This window comes from Anabaena sp. TISTR 8404, from assembly GCF_056847745.1.
This window is the reverse complement of the sequence record NZ_CP180578.1, coordinates 3,173,479-3,193,568: the sequence shown is the minus strand read 5'-3', so window position 1 is coordinate 3,193,568 and position 20,090 is coordinate 3,173,479. Positions and strand designations below refer to the sequence as shown.

Below are 20,090 nucleotides of genomic sequence, written 5' to 3'. Positions count from 1 at the left end.
GGTAAGAGAATCAACAGTTCATCGCACACTTCATCTCAAGTCCGACCGAGCAGTTATAATTCACTGCATCTGTGCAGAAACTGTAAAATCCTCTCCCCTACACCTGTGCGATCGCATTTTCAAAATATAAAAAAAGGTGGGACTATACCCACCCTCACGATTAAGAACCTAACGCTTTAGATGTTTTCTCTTTATCTAACTTGAACATCAACACACCCAACGGTGGTAGACACAAATCCAAAGAATAAGGACGATTGTGCATTGACCAATCATCTGTCCACTTACCGCCTAAGTTACCCATATTGCTACCCCCATACTGACGGGCATCACTATTAAACAACTCGGTATAAAATCCTTTTTCTGGCACACCGATGCGATAGTGGGAATGAGGTTGGGGTGTGAAGTTACAAATCACCACGACAAAATTGTCAGAATCTTTGTCACGGCGAATGAAAGAAACTACACTGTGACGGTTGTCGCTACAATCAATCCACTCAAACCCTTCTCTGGCAAAATCTAAGGTGTACAAAGATGGCTCAGAACGGTAGAGTTGGTTGAGTTCTTGGAAGAACTTTTTCAATTGTTGATGTGGCTCATGCTGTAACAATTGCCACTCCAAGTCAGCCCAAACATTCCACTCACTCCATTGCCCAAATTCCATGCTCATAAACATGGTTTTCTTGCCTGGGTGAGCAAACATATAGGTAAATAAACAACGCACATTCGCCATCTTCTGCCATCGATCACCAGGCATTTTACCGATGATGTTGCTCTTACCATGCACAACTTCATCGTGAGACAACGCCAGCATAAAATTCTCGCTGTGGTTGTACCACATACTAAAGGTGACGTTATTTTGGTGGAATTGACGGAACCAAGGATCCATGCTGAAGTAATCCAGCATATCGTGCATCCAACCCATGTTCCATTTCAAGTTAAAGCCCAAACCGCCTGTGTAGGTTGGCCAAGACACCATCGGCCAAGCAGTGGATTCTTCTGCAATGGAAAGTGCGCCAGGAAAATAACTAAAAATGAGGTAATTTACTTGACGTAAGAAATCCGCCGCTTCTATGTTCTCTCTACCGCCGTACTGGTTAGGTAGCCACTCACCATCTTTACGGCAATAGTCAAGATACAGCATCGAAGCCACAGCATCTACACGAATGCCATCGATGTGATATCTATCGAACCAAAACAAGGCATTTGCGACTAAGAAATTCCTAACTTCGTTGCGGTTGTAGTTGAATACCAGAGTACCCCATTCTTTATGTTCACCTTTACGAGGGTCTGCGTGTTCGTATAAGTGAGTGCCATCAAAGAAAGCCAAACCATGCCCATCTTTGGGGAAGTGACCAGGAACCCAATCGACAATTACCCCAATGCCGTTTTGGTGACATTGGTCAACAAAATACATGAAATCTTCTGGACTACCAAAACGAGAAGTAGGTGCATAATAGCCAGTGACTTGATAACCCCAAGACCCATCAAAAGGATGTTCGGCAATAGGTAGTAGTTCTACATGGGTATATCCTAAATCTTTGACGTAGGGAATCAGTCGGTCTGCTAATTCCCGATAAGTAAGAAAACGCGCACCTGGTTTTAGTTCAGAAACAATAACTACTTGCTCAGTTTCACCATTTGGTAATTTAGCCGGTTCAGCACTAGAAGCGTGTAGCCAAGAACCCAGGTGTACTTCATAAACGGAGACAGGTTGAGTCAGAGGGTCGGTGTGACGACGCTTTTCCATCCAGTCTTCGTCATTCCATTGATATGAATTTAAATTAGTGATGATGGATGCTGTTTTTGGGCGGGGTTCTTGCTGAAAAGCGAAAGGATCAGATTTTTCGTAAATGTGTCCTTCAAAATTTTTAATTTCATATTTGTAATGTTCCCCTACCCCCAATTCGGGAATGAATAATTCCCAAACGCCTGTGGGGCCTTTCCGCATTTGATGTTTGCGTCCGTCCCAAAGGTTAAAATCTCCTAGTACAGAAACGTTCCGGGCATTGGGGGCCCAAACTGCAAAATAAACACCCTTTACACCGTCGATTTCGGTGGGGTGCGCTCCTAGTTTTTCGTAAATTCGATGATGGTTACCTTCAGCAAATAAATGTAAATCAAAGTCTGTTAGGCGAGGAGAACGGAAAGCATAAGGGTCATAAGTAACTCGCTCATGTTCTCCTTCTTGAATCCGTAACTGGTAGTTGGCCAGTTCTGGAGTTTCAATCGTACATTCAAAAAAATGAGGATCATGTACGGGTTGCATAGGGTATTCTTTTCGTTCTTGGGGAACGATTACCCATGCTTGGGTTGCATTTGGGAGGTAGGCACGTACAGCCCACACATTTTTGCCATTTTGTTCTATGGCATGAGAGCCAAGTATTTCAAACGGATCATGATGCTGATTCCAAACGATGCGGTTAACCTGTTCCTGAGCGATCGTAGCTGTGGACATGAAGGTACCTATGTTGAATAAAGTGATTAACTAAACCGACTTTTTTAATATCTATATATATTCTTTACATTTATTTGCAATTTATTGCCACCGTTATAGTACATCAGATGAGTACAACAGGGATGAGGAGAAGAACCAATCACCAATCACAGATGAGAGATGATTATATATCCAAGAATGGAAATAACTGAAGCAAGACTCTACGTATCCGTAGCAGAAACACTGTTTGCCGCAGTTTAGTGTTTAATGTCGGTGGAGGAACTTTTTGGAGTTGGGCTTGTAGCTGTGCGTACTCGGCAGCACTTACAGGTTTGCCATCAATAGGCGATCGCGCATCTATAATAATTTCTGTCCGCAATATCTCTTCTGGTATATCTTCTGACGGTGGTAAAGCCATGACTGCTGCTCCCCAATGGCTCATTAACCACATACTAATACTAGAGGTAATACTCAAAACCCCAAATATTATTCGCTTTCTAGATTTTACTTTGCCCATCTCACCACCCTCAAGTCAAAAATTCAGTAGCTAAATAAAAGAATTACTAATCAAATCTTGCCATCTAATTTTGATTTCTTTTCTTTTTATTCTAGACTTACTAGTTCGATTGAATACAGGTAGTAATAGCCTATTCAATTTTTTCAGAAAAATTGGCGAACTCAGCTTTTCAGGTTTAGACAACAGTGCAGATATAAAATAGAAACTTTTTTATCTAAATCAGGCTAAAAATTTAAATGGACACTTGGTTGTGGTTTAAACCAACATTACCAGTGTCCAATAACTGCTGTTTTACATTAACAGATATCTGAAGTGTGTTTGAGTTGATTATCCACTCGCTGAAGAATACTCAGATTCTTGTTTCTACTCATTAACTCAAACAATTGTACTCAACAGTAATCCCAAGCCATTGCCTTAGAACTGAATCTAAGACAAAGTACTAGGGTGTTTTAGTGGGAGTAGCTGTGGGTGTTGTAGTAGCTGTGGGTGTGATGGTCGCAGCTGGTGTAGTAGTGGTGGGTGTTGACCCAGTATCTGAGGGTTCACCTGTAGCTGCTGGTGAGGTTGTAGCACTTGGCGCATTACCACCACCTTCACACGCGCCCAGAACTGCCGCCAAACTTAACATTAAAGCTAAACCAAAGATTTTTGTCTTCATAACTCCTCTTTCACCAATTGTGGCAATCAAATTTTTGTGCCTTTTGAATAAGATAACCTATATTATTGCTAATTTTTGAAATATCCTGTCTATGAGATATTTAAAAACACTCTTAGGGCTGATTGTTTGTGGTTAAGTTATTAGGCCACAGACTGATGAGGTTCTGTAATTTGGGTATTAAGTTACCATACCAAAGATTGTTAGGCGATCGCTAAGGTTATTTCTTTTTATTTGGTATTGCCAGACTGAGATGCAATACTTAAAATGTCAAGTTAGCCAATGGCTAATGGCTGATTGTAACTATTGCAATACTCAAGTGAAGCACAAATTTGGATTAACTCCCTCAAAAACAACCAATTAAAACAATGACTGCAACAGATTCATAAAACTTAGGCGCAGTCATTCCCAATCCAAGATAGTATAACCAAGCCTAAAGCTTAGAGCTATGCTCCTTCAGATCGCAAAAAATGCTATTTTAACCTGAGCAAAATTTAATAAACAGACTAAAATACATTATTTCCTATCTTTAAAAATCTATGGCTGCTGTTCGTAAATCAGCTGTGTCTGCACCTAGTACTTGGTTCTGGCGGAATTCTCAACCAACTGCACAAAGGCGGCGCTCCGCAGGTCGGGGGTCAGCTATGAGTAGTGTATCCCCACTTCCAGAACAATCTCCGGTAGTATCGCCTAAACGTCAACGGCGTTCTGCTAAAAATTTATCTGTTTCTGCCACCAACAGGACACAAGAATTAACTCAATCCAAAGTTTCTCAGAGCAAAAACCAATCTAAGAAGGCTCCGTCTGGCTCTTTAAATCTGCCTATTGTGCCTACTGCTGAAGCTTTACCTAATTGGTTACTGCGGTTGTACGCTGTACATCGTTACTCATCTGTTGTGACATTTTTATTAGTTGCTGTAGCTCTTGTTGTTTATGGTTGGACAGTCTATTCTCAAGAACTATGGAATCAAGACTTTCGCCGCTTACAAAATCTGCAACGCAATGAGCGACAATTAAGAACAACCAACGCCATGCTGAAAAACCAAATGGCAGAAGAAGCAGAACAACCAAGTGCAGGATTGGTATCACCTACGCCAGATAAGACAATTTTCTTACCTTCAGCATCTGATACTCCTGCCAATTCCACGCTGCCTAACACAACATCTAATTCTCCAATGCAACAGCCAACCTCCTTGCCATTGGGATATTAAAGGCAATACAGCAATCCTATTTGACTTCTCAACTACTCGTAGAGGCAGGGAATAGTGAGGAACTACTGTGTTCGGTCGCCAGACTCCCTCAGTGGTGTTAGGGAGTAAGAAGTAGATTTATTCATAACTCATTTAGGGCTGCGATAGTCATGAGTCATTTTTCCAAGACAAATGACAAATAACAAAGGACGAAGCCGATGCAGAAGTCGTCAAGTAAATTAAAATTCAAAAATTCTAGAAATTCTGGAGTTACAAAGCAGCAGAAGATTTCCCGAAAAAGGTTCATGGGAAAATTTACTGCCAAAATCCAAGAACCTATCCAAAGCAGCAAAGTCCGACTTTTGACAGTATGGGCTATTTTAGTAGCCGCAGGATTAGGGTTAGCTTTTAACTTATACAACTTACAAATTATTCAAGGAAAAAAACTAACTCAGAAGGCACGCAATCAACAAATGGTGAGTTTGCGACCTTTTATGCCTCGTCGTTTAGTAATTGATCGTAATTCCAATATTTTGGCTGTTGACCGTCCTGTATATACCGTTTATGCCCATCCCAAGCTGTTTGATAAGTCTAATGAAGAAATAGCCCAAAAGTTAGCACCAATCATCAGCAAAGAAGCGGCTGATTTAGTTAAAACTTTTCAAAGCCGCAAAAGTGGGATCATACTTATACCGGCGCTACCAGAAGAAATTGCTGAGCGCGTAATTGCACTACGCTTAAATGGCTTAGAATTAATTCCAAAATACTCCCGTTTATATCCGCAAGCAGATGTAACATCAGATGTGGTGGGCTACGTAGACCTGGAACGTCGTGGTCAAGCAGGTGTGGAATATAGTCAAGAGAAACTGCTAGAACGTTCTGTGCAGAAAGTGCGGTTAATGCAGTCTGGGAACGGCGAATTAAAACCAGATAATGCTCCTGAAGGTTTTCTCCATGCTGATGACTTGCAACTGCAATTAACCATTGATACCCGTCTGCAAAGAGCCGCTCGTTTGGCGCTGAAAGCACAGGTAGAAAAGTTTAAGGCTAAACGTGGAGCCGTCATTGTGATGGATGCGTTAGACGGTTCTTTACTAACCCTGGTTTCGCAGCCAACTTATGACCCCAATGAATATGGCAAAGCAAAAATAGGCTTATTTAGAAACTGGACAGTGGCTGATCTTTACGAGCCGGGGTCAACTTTTAAACCATTAAATGTGGCGATCGCCTTAGAAAATGGTGTAATCAAACCAGATGATACATTTAATGATCCTGGTTATATCAAAGTTGCTGACCGTGTAATTAAAAATGCCGAACACAATGGTTATGGGCAAATTAGCATTGCCAAGATTCTGCAAAATTCTAGCAACATCGGGATGGTGCAGATTATCCAAAAAATGCGCCCCTCTGTCTACTACACTTGGTTAGAACGTTTGGGATTAGGACAACCTATAGAAACAGATTTACCTTTTGGAGTTAGTGGTTCGCTGAAAAGTCAATCAAGATTTATTTCCTCGCCCATTGAACCAGCTACTGCATCTTTTGGACAAGGTTTTTCTCTTACTCCCTTACAACTAGTACAGCTGCATGGAGCTTTAGCTAATGGGGGAAAATTGGTAACACCCCATGTAGTCCGGGGACTGGTGGATAGCAATGGGAAAATGCATTACGCACCGACACTTCCTGAACCACGTCAAATTTTCTCGCCTAAAATCACCCAAAAGGTTGTAGAAATGATGGAAACCGTTGTTTCTGAAGGCACTGGTAAACCTTCAAAAATTGCTGGATATCGCATTGGTGGTAAAACAGGCACAGCTCAAAAAGCTAGTCCCAACGGTGGTTATATCCCTGGTGCTAGAATCACCAGCTTTGTAGCAATTTTACCTGTGGAAGCTCCTCGCTATGTAATTTTGGCAATTGTCGATGAACCAAAGGGCGAAAACGCTTATGGTTCCACTGTTGCTGCACCAATTGTCAAATCGGTAATGGAAACACTGATTCCCCTAGAACACCTTCCACCACAACAAGTAAATTCCGCAGCAGAAACACCGTAATGAGAGTGCTGATTCAGTAGTGCTGAGTTGAAAGTGCTGAGTACAACACTATAACTAAAGTTAGGGGATTGAAACAAGGACACATTTTTTCTTGCACTACGTGTGTCGAAAAAAATAAAAATATTTTTTTCATAAATAAATTTAGGGTCTTCAAACCCTATATGCTGAGTGCAGTTAATTTTACCTTTTACTCAGCACTCAGCACGAGCGCACTGTTTTGGCGAAAAGATTTAATTCTGACGTGAATTCGATAAATTTCTCCCCAGCCCCTCTTTGACGCGGAAAGGAGCAAAAATCTTTCTAGTTTTAAACAATAGTCAAAAGACCTCTTGCAAAAGTTGTTATTTGCGAGCTTTTCTTTGTGCCTTTGCATCTTTGCGCGAAACAAAAAAATAGGTAAAGCAGACTCATACCTTTTCTCGATAAAGATGCATGATAAGACAAAAATGCGCCATTTGTTGACAGTAAATTATATGTAAGAAACATAGAACATAATAGAAAAGAGGAGAAAAAACAGTCCTTACTCTGTTCTCTTTCCCCTACTCTCAGCTCATATTCTACAAGTTATATTTGCCGTTAAGCTAAATTTGCTAGGTTTTGAGATCCAAGTTCAGGTTCTTTAAAACTTGTGGACATACCCTATTTTTAAAGAACCTTTTGTGAGGCATTGCTAAAATTGCTAAAACCAGCAAATTATTATCCTGCAAAGGCTTTGTCGATTTTGGCAGAGATTCATTTATGGTATTTGACCCACCAGCTATACATTTAGTTAGTCGCAAAAAATTAACCGTTAGTAATTATTTTTAAATAATTGTTTTAAATCTTTTAACTATCGGCTTAACTGTCTTAACTGTCTTCAATTCTTGATTTAAGTATCGGCTTAAATGTCTTAAATGTCTTAACTGTCTTTTAATTTGCAAATCAATTTTTAGATTATTTCTTGAAGTCCTTTAGTCTACGATTGCTTTTTTTCTACAAATCTGAAAAATTACGAGAGTATCAAAATAAATCACAAACAATTCATCTACCAACATCAAAAAGAAGTAATGACTTAAACAGCTTTTTCAAATGGAAATAAAGATAGCAACCAGACTTCAGAGGAGGTTACGCGCAGATCATGCAACCCTTTGAACTGCCAGAATTTTATATGCCTTGGCCCGCGCGGCTAAACCCAAACCTAGAAGCAGCACGAGTGCATTCTAAGGCGTGGGCTTACGAAATGGGGATACTTGGCTCGCAAGAAGAAGCTGAAGACTCGGCTATCTGGGACGAGAGGACGTTTGATGCCCACGACTATGCCTTGCTTTGCTCGTATACCCATCCAGATGCACCAAGTACGGAACTCGATCTAGTGACTGATTGGTATGTTTGGGTATTCTTCTTCGACGATCATTTCTTGGAAATCTATAAGCGCACTCAAGATATGGCAGGGGCGAAGGAATATCTCGGCAGGCTACCAATGTTCATGCCAATTTATCCTACCGAAACTTTCCCAACACCCACCAATCCCGTGGAAAGAGGCTTGGCTGATTTATGGTCTCGCACCGCGTTTACCAAATCTGTGGATTGGCGGCTGCGGTTCTTCGAGAGTACCAAGAACCTCTTAGAAGAGTCTCTGTGGGAACTCGCCAATATCCGCCAGGATCGCATCGCTAACCCCATCGAATACATTGAGATGCGCCGCAAGGTTGGTGGCGCACCGTGGTCAGCCAATCTGGTCGAACACGCCGCCTTTGTTGAGGTTCCGGCTGAAATCGCTGCTACTCGCCCCATGCGGGTGCTGAAAGACACATTTTCCGATGGAGTGCATCTCCGCAACGATTTGTTCTCCTACCAAAGAGAAGTAGAGGAGGAAGGTGAGAACGCTAACTGCGTTTTGGTCTTGGAGCGATTTTTGAATGTGAGTACCCAAGAGGCGGCTAACCTCACCAACGACCTACTAACCTCGCGGCTACAGCAGTTCGACAACACCGCCATCACCGAGTTACCCCCTCTGTTTGAAGAGTATGGACTAGACCCGGTGGCTCGGATGAACGTTCTTTTATATACCAAAGGACTTCAAGATTGGCAGTCGGGCGGTCATGAGTGGCATATGAGGTCGAGCCGCTACATGAACAAAGGAGGGGATAATTCTGCAACATCCGGGTCGGTTCTGGACGGCCCCACTGGACTAGGCACATCGGCTGCACATATTAGCAAGTTATACAGTGCTTTGGGTTTGGGAAGGTTTAAGAGCTTTACTCACGTTCCATATCAGCCTGTGGGGCCGGTGAAATTGCCGAAGTTTTACATGCCGTTCTCTACAAGTTTGAATCCCCATCTGAATGGAGCGCGGCAGCATTCCAAGGAATGGGCGCGTCAGATGGGGATGTTGGACTCACTACCCGGTATTCCTGATGCCGTCATCTGGAATGACCACAAGTTCGACGTTGCCGACGTAGCCTTATGCGGGGCATTGATTCATCCGAATGCGTCTGCTTCTGAGCTAAATATCACGGCGTGTTGGCTTGTTTGGGGAACCTATGCCGACGATTACTTTCCGGCGCTTTACGGACATAGCCGCAACATGGCGGGTGCGAAAGTATTCAACGCCCGACTGTCGGCATTCATGCCTATTGATTCCAGCCCTACCCCAGAGCCGATTAACCCAGTAGAACGCGGCTTGGCTGACATCTGGTCGCGTACAGCCGGGCCGATGTCTGAAAATGCGCGGAGTCAGTTCCGCCGTGCGATCGAGGACATGACTGAAAGCTGGTTGTGGGAACTTGCCAACCAAATCCAAAATCGGATTCCAGACCCGATAGATTATGTGGAGATGCGCCGTAAGACGTTCGGTTCGGATCTAACGATGAGCCTGTCTCGACTAGCTCAAGGTAACGAGATCCCGCAAGAAATTTACCGCACGCGATCGATGCGCCAGTTGGATAATTCGGCCGCCGACTTCGCCTGTTTGACTAACGATATCTTCTCCTATCAGAAAGAAATTGAATTCGAGGGCGAACTCAATAATGGCGTGCTGGTTATTCAGAATTTCCTCAATTGCGACAAATCCCAGGCTGTCGAGATTGTTAACAATCTGATGACTGCTAGGGCGCAACAGTTTCAAAACATCGTTGCTACCGAACTGCCTGTACTTTTCGACGATTTCGATCTGGATGAAAGTACTCGTAAGAAACTGCACGGATACGTTGAGAAATTACAACAGTGGATGTGCGGCGTTCTCAAGTGGCATATAGCGGTAGACCGATATAAGGAATTTGAATTGCGTAATAGTTCGCCAGCAGAACGGCTGCTGAGAGGCCCTACAGGACTAGGTACATCTGCTGCACGTATTAGATCCTTGGTCAGTACATTCGGTCTCAGTTAGGTAGGCGATCGCAACTACTAAGTAACTCTTGGATTCTCTTTTGATAAATTTTGCGGCTTTGGGTTCCTCGGTCAGCAGTCGTCAGGTAAAACTTGATTTTTTTCTAGTAACTAAAAAGTGGAGGATTAAATTATGACGTATTCTAACGATCCTAATTTGAATGTTGAAGATCGGTTGCCTCAGTTAACCTTGAGTACAGCAGCGGCGCGTAATTTGGCGACAACTGCCAAATCTGCACCGCAGAACCAGGAAATTACATCCCGGTGGTTGTTGAAGCTGTTACCGTGGACACAGACAAAGGGTGGCACCTTTCGAGTCAACCGGCGGTTGAGTTATACGGTGGGTGATGGGCGGATCAGTTTCACCAACACCGGAGCGACAGTACAAGTAATTCCCCAAGAACTGACTGAATTACCCTTGCTACGAGGATTTGAGGACGATGGTGTATTAACCACGTTGGCAAACCAATTTGTTCAGCAGGAGTACGCCCCAGACGACACGATTGTGGAGATTGGTCAGCCAGCCGATCGCGTGATTCTGATTGCTCGTGGTAGGGTGAACAAAATTGGTATTGGCAAGTATGACGAACAGATTGTCTACGATGTGCTAGCCGACGGCGACCATTTCGGCGATGAAACTGTCGTCCAGTCCGAGGACACTTGGCAGTACACCCTCAAAGCGATTACCAGAACCATAGTTCTGTCGCTACCCCAACAGGAGTTTGAGAGGCTAATCGGTCAGTCCGAGGCGTTGCGAACTCATGTCGAACAGTTCCGCATCCGCCTCAGCCAGCCACAGAATGCCGAAGGTGAAGCCGCCATTCAGGTAGCAACCGATCATCCCCAAGAAGCCACATTGTTAGGAACCTTCGCCGATTACGAACTTAGACCCCGCGAATATGAGTTGAGCATCGCTCAAACAGTGTTGCGAGTCAGTACCAGAGTAGCCGATCTGTACAACGAACCCTACAACCAGACAGAAGAACAACTGCGGTTGACTATCGAGACATTACGAGAACGTCAAGAACACGAGTTAATCAATAACCGCGAATTCGGGTTGCTGCACAACGCCGATCTCAAACAGCGCATCTACAGCCGCACCGGCGCACCCACACCCGACGACCTCGACGAGTTGTTGGCAACAGTATGGAAAGAGCCGTCATTCTTCCTAGCTCACCCCCGGACGATCGCTGCCTTCGGCCGCGAAGCCAACCGCCTGGGTGTGTATCCACACAGTGTAGATGTGAACGGCGTTCAGGTTACAGCTTGGCGCGGCGTACCTATCTTTCCTTGCAGCAAGATCCCTATCACCAATAACCGCACTAGTTCTGTACTTTTGCTCCGCACTGGTCTAGAAAAACAAGGGGTAATCGGCTTACATCAAACAGGTATTCCTGATGAGTACCAACCGAGTCTGTCTGTCCGCTTCATGGGCATCGACGAAAAGGCCATCATCTCCTACCTGGTTACCGCCTACTACTCCGCAGCCGTCCTCATTCCTGATGCACTCGGCATTCTCGAAGATGTCGAAATCGGGCGCTGAGTGATTGAATTTTAGATTTTAAATTTTGGATTTTGGATTGAAATAGGACTAGCCCTTTCAAGGTGGGTAAAAATATTAGACTTCTTGCAGAAGTGGGGAAAAGGGTATAGTTCGGCAAGCTCACCAACCGGGGTAAAGGGCTAGTCCTATGAAAGATTCAAAATTTCAACACGTCTGTGATTTATACTCGCTCTGCAACAAGCAAGCTACGTGGAACAAATCTAAAATCTAAAATCTAAAATCCAAAATTGTTACTAGAGGATGAAGTGATGACGGATTTTATTGAATCGAATCGCTTAGTTGAAGGTAGACAACCTCAACTAAGTTTGAGTAAAGATGCTGCCCGTAATTTATCTAAAACAACAAAATCTGCACCGCAAACGCAGGAAATTACGCCGCGGTGGTTGTTGAAGATGTTGCCGTGGGTGCAGACAAAGGGTGGCACTTATCGCTTGAACCGTCGGTTAACTTATACCGTGGGTGATGGGCGGTTAAGTTTCTCCAACACCAGAGCCGAGGTGCAGGTAATTCCCCAGGAACTTTGTGAGTTGCCATTGCTGCGAGGGTTTGACGATGCTGAGGTTTTGACTGCATTGGCGGGTCGGTTTGTGCAGCAGGAGTTCGCACCTGATGACATCATAGTGCAGTCAGGTCAGCCAGCTGATCGGCTTTTTTTAATCGCACATGGCAAAGTAAACAAGATTGGTATTGGCAAGTATGACGAGCCGCCTCTTTTGGATATGCTGGCTGACGGTGATTATTTTGGCGAGCAGGTGTTGGTGCAGTCAGAAAGCAGTTGGAAGTTCACAATCAAAGCTTTGACCAGAACCACAGTATTGGCGCTACCACAACAGGCATTTCGGGAATTGCTCGACCAGTCACAGGTGTTGCAGGCTCAAGTTGACCAGTTTCGGACTCGCGCCCAACAACCACAAAACAAGTACGGAGAAGCTGCGATCGCTTTGTCGGTCGCTCATCCCACAGAGACGACGTTACCAACAACATTTGTTGACTACGAACTCTCACCCCGCGAATATGAATTAAGCATTGCTCAGAGTGTGTTGCGGGTGAGTACTCGCGTTGCGGATCTGTACAACGAACCCTACAACCAAACAGAAGAACAACTGCGGCTGACTATCGAGGCATTGCGGGAACGTCAAGAATACGAGTTGATCAACAACCGCGAGTTTGGGTTGCTGCACAATGCTGACTTAAAACAGCGCATCTACACCCGCAGCGGCCCCCCAACTCCTGATGACCTTGACGAACTAGTTACCCGTCGGCGGAAATCGAAGTTCTTTCTGGCTCACCCGCGGGCGATCGCAGCTTTCGGTCGGGAGTGTAACCGTCGAGGCATCTATCCATCAACCATTGATATTGATGGGAGTAAGATCATTACATGGCGCAATGTACCGATTTTTCCCTGTAACAAGATCCCGATTACTAAGAACCAGACTAGTTCTATTCTGATACTCCGCACGGGTGAGGAAGACCAAGGTGTAATCGGCTTACATCAAACTGGTATCCCTGACGAATACCAACCTAGCTTGTCCGTTCGCTTCATGGGTATCAATGAAAAGGCTATTATCTCCTACCTTGTCACCGCCTACTACTCCGCAGCAGTCCTCGTACCTGATGCACTCGGTATCCTTGAAGATGTCGAAATCGGTCGCTGATGGAAGACTAAACCTGAATTTCTCTATAAATTTAGTTGCTTCTTTCTTAACAAAAATCAGAAAAGAAAAATCAGCCAAGGTTTGCTTCTATTGCTGAGAAGCAGTTGATGATGGCTACTTATACCAAAGTTTTCTGCTTGCGTAAACTTTGAATGGTGGCGATCGCATGTTTGGCTACTATATCAATTTCCGCAGCAGTGTTAAACCTGCCAATGCCAAATCGCACAGAGGCATAGCCTAGTTGCTCAGAATTTCCCAAGGCTGTGAGAACATGGGAAGGTGCGATAACTGCTGATGAACAAGCAGAACCAGAAGATACCGCCATTATCGATTGCAGTCCAAGAGAAAGTGCAGCACCATCAACTCCCTCAACGCTGATATTCAAGTTTCCTGCTAGTCGCTGGGTAGGATGTCCGTTGAGGTGAATTCCTTCTAATTGCGACAGCTGTAACCACAAACTTTGTCTTAGTTGGGTAAGGCGTTTAGTCTCTGTTGCTTGTTCTGCTAAAGCGATTTCTACAGCTTTGCCAAAACCAACAATTTGCGGTGTGTACAAAGTTCCAGAACGCATTCCTCGTTCATGTCCACCGCCATGCTGTTGGGGTGCAAGTTGGACTCTGGGATTGCGCCTGCGGACATACAATGCACCGATGCCTTTGGGGCCGTATACTTTATGAGCAGTCAGAGACATTAAATCGATGTTCATTGCCTGCACATCTAAGGGAATTTTACCAATAGCTTGGGCTGCATCTGTATGGAAGATGATATTGCGATCGCGACAAATTTTCCCAATTTCTGCTAATGGCTGCAACACCCCAATTTCGTTATTAGCCGCCATTGCTGATACCAAAATCGTTTCTGGACGACAGGCTTTTTCTAATTCATTTAAATCAATTAGTCCATCTTGTTGGACTGGCAAAATTGTAATATCAAAACCCAGAGTTTTCAGATACTGGCAGGGATCTAAAACGGCTTTATGTTCTGTAGCTACCGTAATAATATGCTGACCTTTTTGAAAATAAGCTTCAGCCACACCTTTAATGGCTAAATTATTCGCTTCTGTTGCACCACTAGTAAATACAATTTCTTCGGGTGTGGCGTTAATTGCTGCTGCTAATATTTCTCGCGTTTGTTTGACAGCCGCTTCTGCTTCCCAGCCATACACATGGTTAATACTAGCAGGATTGCCAAATTTTTCGGTGAAATATGGCAACATTGCGGCTAATACTCGTTCATCTACAGGTGTAGTCGCATGACAATCAAGATAAATAGGACGATTAGACATAAATTAAATTAAAACTTGACTTAGTTTTTTTAATATTTGCAGAACTTTGTATAGTTCATTTTCTCTTCTTAATAGAGTAAATTCATCAGAAAGCGCATAGATGGGTTTATTTGATTTTATGAGCTTCAAAAAAATAAAGTTGCTGCCGTTAGTTAATAATCCAAATATTGGTTTATCTTGATTGGGACTAGCCAGCATATAAGATAGTGCTTGAGGTATATTCTCTAAAAGAGAAAAACTTGCTCGTTTAGATTCTATTACCAATAGCCAAAATTGCTCTTGAATAACCAAGATATCGATTCTGCCTCTGATAATTTCTTCTCCATCTTGGACTGTAATTTCTACAGATTCTTCAGTGGCGATCGCAAATGGCTCACGATAAAATCCTGCCAAGTCTAATAGAGGTGATAGTATCACCATTTTGACAGCATTTTCTAAAATTGGCGGACGCTTAACTAAACTTAAAAAATTAGATTTTACCCTATCCAAATATTGTCTATCTAAATTTGTAGCTTCCGGTAACTCTTCTAACCATTCTGAGAAAAACCTTTCATCTTGTGAGATTTGTAAACCAAATTTTTCCTCTAAATAGGCAATTCCAATATTTTGAGCTTGGATAATTTTAACCATATTAAGTATGATTAATGTGGATTAATTATTACTCAATCCAACTATTAATTAAGAGTATCTGGATCTATACCCAAGGCTCTTAATTGTTCTGCCAGTTGTTGAGCGCGTCTTGCTTCTTGTTGAGCGCGTTGTTCCGCTAATTCAGCACGTTTTTGTGCTGCTTTAATTTGTTCTTCTGGTGTGGGATATCTTTTACCTTCCTCGTCATACCAATAAAGCCATTCTCTAGTTAAGCCACAATAATTTCCTCGTTCGCAACCAATTCCCAGTCCAATTTCTGCTAACCAAACAGGATTACCTGATTGTAATTGGTATTTCCCATTAACTAATTTATGTACTTCAAAGCGAGGTTTGCGGCGACGACGAGGAGAATAAATCACATAATAAAGTACACCCAAAGCCTCATATTCATTTAGCTTATCGCTGTACTCTTTGCGATAATTTTGAGAAACTACTTCTAACACCAAAATCGGGAGAACATTTTCATCCCACAGCACATAACTAGGACGCAGTTCCTCATCATAAAACCTTTCTACGCCCAAACTCAAAAATCCATCTGGCACAATTGGCAGCTGATCAGGGTGATAATAAATACCCATATCTATGCCAAAAAACCAGTCCCTGCGTTTTGACCAAAGTATTAACAAGATAGCCTTGAGCAACCCTGGTATTAATTCTTGCAGTTCATTATCCACAGGAGTTTCATCAGAGTCTGGCAACTCTTCAGCAGAGGGCAAGTACCTCGGCAAGTTGTACTCTAACATGGCTGGTTTCCCCAAAACTTACGGATACTTGGCAATTTACCCGTACCAATATCCTCACCAGAATTATAGCAATTTCGGATGAGGAGGGAACAGGAGGAGAATTTTATACTCACTACTCCCCTGATATCCATAAGTCTTAACGATTAATAAATATCTTAGTTTTTTGGTTCTGTTATTGGTTTATATTTACCAGAGGGTGTATTAACAGCCACTCATTTTCAGAGACTAGGAGGCAGCGCCATACTATCCCTTCAAGCGATACTCTAAATATCAACACCACAAGGTGGGAAAGCTAAGTTGATATCAAAACGAATATTTTTGCTGAAATGCAGCGGATAAAGACTAAACTAAAAAGTCTTGTGCAGCAAAACCTATAGATTTAAATGAAGTAATCATGTCCAAGGTTCTCGTCTCCGATCCTATTGACCAAGCTGGAATTGACATTCTTTCCCAAGTTGCTACTGTTGATGTCAAAACTGGTCTAAAACCCGCAGAATTAATCGAAATTATTGGTGATTACGATGCGCTAATGATTCGTTCTGGCACAAGGGTGACTGAAGAAATTATTGAGGCTGGCACGCAGTTAAAAATTATTGGTCGTGCTGGTGTAGGTGTTGATAATGTTGATGTGCCTGCGGCTACACGCAAAGGAATCGTTGTAGTTAATTCTCCTGAGGGGAATACGATCGCAGCAGCGGAACACGCATTAGCAATGATGTTGTCTTTGTCTCGTCACATTCCCGATGCTAACGCTTCTGTGAAACGTGGTGAGTGGGATCGTAAAACTTTTGTCGGTGCAGAAGTTTACAAAAAGACTCTCGGTATTGTTGGTTTAGGTAAAATTGGTTCCCACGTTGCGGCTGTAGCTAAAGCAATGGGAATGAAATTACTGGCTTATGACCCTTTTATTTCCAACGAAAGAGCAGAACAAATTGGTTGTCAGTTGGTAGATTTGGATTTGCTCATGCAGCAAGCCGACTACATTACACTTCACATTCCCAAAACCGCAGAAACTACCCATTTAATCAACGCCACAACTCTGGCAAAAATGAAACCCACAGCTCGGATTATCAACTGCGCTCGTGGTGGGATTATTGATGAAGCAGCTTTAGCCGCAGCGATCAAAGAAGGCAAAATTGCTGGTGCAGCGTTGGATGTATTCGAGTCAGAACCTTTGAGCGAATCGGAATTGCGATCGCTTGGTAAAGATATCATCCTCACCCCTCACTTGGGAGCCTCCACCACAGAAGCACAAGTGAATGTGGCAATTGACGTTGCTGAACAAATCCGTGATGTGTTGCTAGGATTACCAGCACGCTCCGCTGTCAACATTCCCGGACTCGGCCCCGATGTCTTGGAAGAACTCAAACCCTATATGCAATTGGCAGAAACCTTGGGTAACTTGGTCGGCCAGTTAGCTGGCGGTCGCGTAGAAACACTGACAGTGAGGTTACAAGGAGAACTAGCAACCAACAAGAGTCAGCCTTTGGTAATAGCATCGCTCAAAGGTCTACTTTACCAAGCTTTGCGGGAACGAGTAAACTACGTCAACGCCAACATCGAAGCCAAAGAACGGGGAATTCGCGTCATTGAAACACGAGATGCTTCAGTGCGCGACTATGCAGGCTCCCTCCGCCTAGAAGCTACAGGTACTTTAGGTACTCACTCAGTTACAGGCGCTTTGTTGGGTGAAAAAGAAATTCATTTAACTGATGTTGACGGCTTCCCGATTAACGTTCCCCCCAGCAAACACATGCTGTTTACCTTACACCGCGATATGCCAGGGATTATCGGTAAACTCGGTTCTCTCCTCGGCAGTTTCAACGTCAACATTGCTAGTATGCAGGTAGGCCGCAAAATTGTTCGTGGTGATGCGGTAATGGCTTTGAGTATTGATGATCCCTTACCCGATGGCATTTTGGCGGAAATTACCAAAGTACCAGGCATCCGGGACGCGTATACAGTCACACTTTAAAAGTGCTGAGTGTTGAGTTGAAAGTGCTGAGTGAAGAACGTCAAAAGTTACTCATAACTCACTTCACTCTCATACTAATTACTCAGCACTCAGCACTCAGCACTCAGCACTTAACATGGCATGGCAAACACTTGGTGGGAATTGCAAATTTTATGTGAACCAGAGCTAGAAGATTCTATCTTTTGGCGGTTGGAAGATTTTGGTAGTCGGGGAACAGCGAGCGAACGCAAAGGAAATTCCTCTTTAGTAAAGGCTTATCTGCCGCAATTTCAAGCACAGTTACTAGACTTGGCTGCATTAGCGCTGCGGCTACGTCAAGATGCTTTGTGTGTAGGTTTATCTGCGCCTAGCTTGCATTGGCAATTAATCGATGAAGAAGATTGGGCGAGTAGCTGGAAACAATATTGGCAACCCCAGGAAATAGGCGATCGCTTTTTGATTAATCCTGCATGGCTACCAGTGCCAGAAACAGAAAGGTTAGTGATCCTGCTTGATCCTGGTGTTGCCTTTGGTACTGGGAACCATGCGACAACTCAGCTTTGTTTAGAAGCACTAGAAATGCGCTTGAGCGAAGTGCCGCAATCGTTTGTTGGTAACGCAGAAAAAGAACCAGTCATAATTGCAGATATTGGTTGCGGTTCTGGGATTTTATCCATCGGTGCAGTCTTGCTAGGAGCGGAAAAAGTTTATGCGGTGGATAATGATCCCTTGGCAGTACAATCAACTTTTAGCAATCGCACCCTCAATAACGTTAGTCCAGAACGCTTAATTCCAGCCGAAGGTAGTGTAGATGTTTTGAGCAAAATCATTGAAAAGCCAGTGGATGGTATTGTCTGTAATATCTTGGCTGATGTGATTATTCAACTAGTTCCCGAAATAACTGCGATCGCTAAACCCAACACTTGGGCAATATTCAGCGGCATTTTAATAGAACAATCCAAATCAGTAGCAGATGCTTTAGAAAAGCATGGTTGGGTTGTGGCGACTCTGTGGAAAAAGAAAGAATGGTGCTGTTTAAATGTGCGGCGTTCTTGATTGCATGACAAGCTATAGCCATCTTATTTGAAATTGAATACTTTCCAGCTTCATCACCCTATTTGTTTAAAGTGGGGTGATTTTTTACTTATGTATTTGACTGAATTAACAAATTATAAAAGAATTATGCCTCTAACTTTCGATAGATTTTTTTCAAAAATTTTCATCCGAAATAGACAATTTCAAAGTTGTATTTAACGTTTGTTGCCTACAAAGCTCTAAAACACACTTAGTAAGTAATAAAATCTTTATGATAATTCAAGATTCTGCTCTACTACCTCTCACTCAAACATCAGCAGAACAATCTATTCAACCACAACATTTACAAAAATTTCCTATCCATATCGGACAACAAGCTGATTTTTTGCAAGAAATTTTGGAGAGTTTTGAAGATGGTATTTTAATTATTAGCAAAACAGGCACGTTGCTTCATGCTAATGCCTCGGCTCATGATATTTGTTGTGAATTAAACCAAGATAAACTAAACTCTAATTTTATTCCCCCAGCTATCTGGAATTTTTGCCAATCCTTACTTAACAGTCAAAATCAATTTCCTGAGGAACTCATGATTTTATCTGACGAAATTGTCCTTGATAAATCAACTGCTTTCCGCATCAGAGTTAGATTGTTAAATTTAGATATGTTGCAATCTCCATGTTTTTTAGTGATTATAGAAAACCGATATGAATCTTTAAAAAATGCTGCGATCTCAGAAGTAAAAAAATATGACCTCACCCCGCGAGAAGCAGAAATTTGGTTTCTCTATCGAGGTGGCTATAGCTATAAAGAAATTGCTGACAAACTTTACATCACTATTAACACAGTCAAAAAACACATGAAAAACATTCATGCTAAACGCCAAGCATTTTTAACAGTTAAATATTAATGATCAATACTTGGTACTTCCTAAAACTTAGGCTATAAACAAAGAGTCTTAGTTAAGTTTAACTTTTACCTTGTTTATAA

General features: G+C 42.9%; 14 protein-coding genes. 8 read left to right on the top strand and 6 right to left on the bottom strand.

Going from position 1 to position 20,090, the window contains the following annotated elements; translation table 11 throughout:
* Positions 1 to 160: 160 nt before the first annotated feature.
* From glgB to ACMX3D_RS13845, 3 genes are all read right to left on the bottom strand, one after another.
* Complete coding sequence (gene glgB / locus ACMX3D_RS13855; protein ID WP_482751975.1) at positions 161 to 2,455, bottom strand: 1,4-alpha-glucan branching enzyme; 2,295 nt, start codon at positions 2,453 to 2,455, stop codon at positions 161 to 163.
* 163 nt (positions 2,456 to 2,618) lie between these two features.
* On the bottom strand, positions 2,619 to 2,951 hold the full coding sequence (locus ACMX3D_RS13850) for a hypothetical protein (protein ID WP_482751974.1): 333 nt from the start codon (positions 2,949 to 2,951) through the stop codon (positions 2,619 to 2,621).
* Positions 2,952 to 3,390: 439 nt separating this feature from the next.
* Positions 3,391 to 3,609, bottom strand: a complete 219-nt coding sequence (locus ACMX3D_RS13845; protein WP_482751973.1) for a hypothetical protein — start codon at positions 3,607 to 3,609, stop codon at positions 3,391 to 3,393.
* Between the two features lie 536 nt (positions 3,610 to 4,145).
* On the opposite strand from ACMX3D_RS13845, the gene ACMX3D_RS13840 reads away from it, so the two are divergent.
* The 5 genes from ACMX3D_RS13840 (at position 4,146) to ACMX3D_RS13820 (ending at position 13,435) form a co-directional block, all read left to right on the top strand.
* Positions 4,146 to 4,817 carry a hypothetical protein gene (locus ACMX3D_RS13840; RefSeq protein WP_482751972.1) on the top strand — a complete coding sequence of 224 codons (672 nt, stop codon included), beginning with the start codon at positions 4,146 to 4,148 and terminating at the stop codon, positions 4,815 to 4,817.
* A gap of 197 nt (positions 4,818 to 5,014) precedes the next feature.
* Positions 5,015 to 6,850, top strand: a complete 1,836-nt coding sequence (locus ACMX3D_RS13835) for a peptidoglycan D,D-transpeptidase FtsI family protein (protein ID WP_482751971.1) — start codon at positions 5,015 to 5,017, stop codon at positions 6,848 to 6,850.
* A 1,117-nt stretch (positions 6,851 to 7,967) separates the two neighbouring features.
* Positions 7,968 to 10,217, top strand: a complete 2,250-nt coding sequence (locus tag ACMX3D_RS13830; protein WP_482751970.1) for a family 2 encapsulin nanocompartment cargo protein terpene cyclase — start codon at positions 7,968 to 7,970, stop codon at positions 10,215 to 10,217.
* Between the two features lie 132 nt (positions 10,218 to 10,349).
* On the top strand, positions 10,350 to 11,759 hold the full coding sequence (locus ACMX3D_RS13825) for a family 2B encapsulin nanocompartment shell protein (protein WP_482751969.1): 1,410 nt from the start codon (positions 10,350 to 10,352) through the stop codon (positions 11,757 to 11,759).
* Positions 11,760 to 12,028: 269 nt separating this feature from the next.
* Positions 12,029 to 13,435, top strand: a complete 1,407-nt coding sequence (locus ACMX3D_RS13820) for a family 2B encapsulin nanocompartment shell protein (RefSeq protein ID WP_482751968.1) — start codon at positions 12,029 to 12,031, stop codon at positions 13,433 to 13,435.
* Between the two features lie 118 nt (positions 13,436 to 13,553).
* On the opposite strand, the gene ACMX3D_RS13815 is transcribed toward ACMX3D_RS13820, so the two are convergent.
* From ACMX3D_RS13815 to ACMX3D_RS13805, 3 genes are read right to left on the bottom strand one after another with little or no spacing between them, the layout of a single operon-like run.
* Positions 13,554 to 14,720, bottom strand: coding sequence for a cysteine desulfurase family protein (locus ACMX3D_RS13815; RefSeq protein ID WP_482751967.1), 1,167 nt, complete (start codon positions 14,718 to 14,720; stop codon positions 13,554 to 13,556).
* A 3-nt stretch (positions 14,721 to 14,723) separates the two neighbouring features.
* Entirely contained in the window at positions 14,724 to 15,350 is a 627-nt protein-coding gene (locus ACMX3D_RS13810) for a restriction endonuclease subunit R (RefSeq protein WP_482751966.1), read from the bottom strand.
* Positions 15,351 to 15,394: 44 nt separating this feature from the next.
* Complete coding sequence (locus ACMX3D_RS13805; RefSeq protein WP_482751965.1) at positions 15,395 to 16,114, bottom strand: Uma2 family endonuclease; 720 nt, start codon at positions 16,112 to 16,114, stop codon at positions 15,395 to 15,397.
* 394 nt (positions 16,115 to 16,508) lie between these two features.
* Here ACMX3D_RS13805 and serA point away from each other — a divergent pair, with 394 nt between their 5' ends.
* The 3 genes from serA (at position 16,509) to ACMX3D_RS13790 (ending at position 20,010) form a co-directional block, all read left to right on the top strand.
* The gene (gene serA, locus ACMX3D_RS13800; RefSeq protein WP_482751964.1) at positions 16,509 to 18,089 is read left to right on the top strand and encodes a phosphoglycerate dehydrogenase; all 1,581 of its coding nucleotides are present in this window, start codon (positions 16,509 to 16,511) and stop codon (positions 18,087 to 18,089) included.
* A 120-nt stretch (positions 18,090 to 18,209) separates the two neighbouring features.
* Positions 18,210 to 19,124 (top strand): 50S ribosomal protein L11 methyltransferase, encoded by a 915-nt coding sequence (gene prmA / locus ACMX3D_RS13795; protein ID WP_482751963.1) that lies wholly within the window; start codon positions 18,210 to 18,212, stop codon positions 19,122 to 19,124.
* 250 nt (positions 19,125 to 19,374) lie between these two features.
* Positions 19,375 to 20,010: a helix-turn-helix transcriptional regulator gene (locus ACMX3D_RS13790; protein WP_482751962.1), complete on the top strand. Its 636-nt coding sequence runs from the start codon at positions 19,375 to 19,377 to the stop codon at positions 20,008 to 20,010.
* Positions 20,011 to 20,090 lie beyond the last annotated feature (80 nt).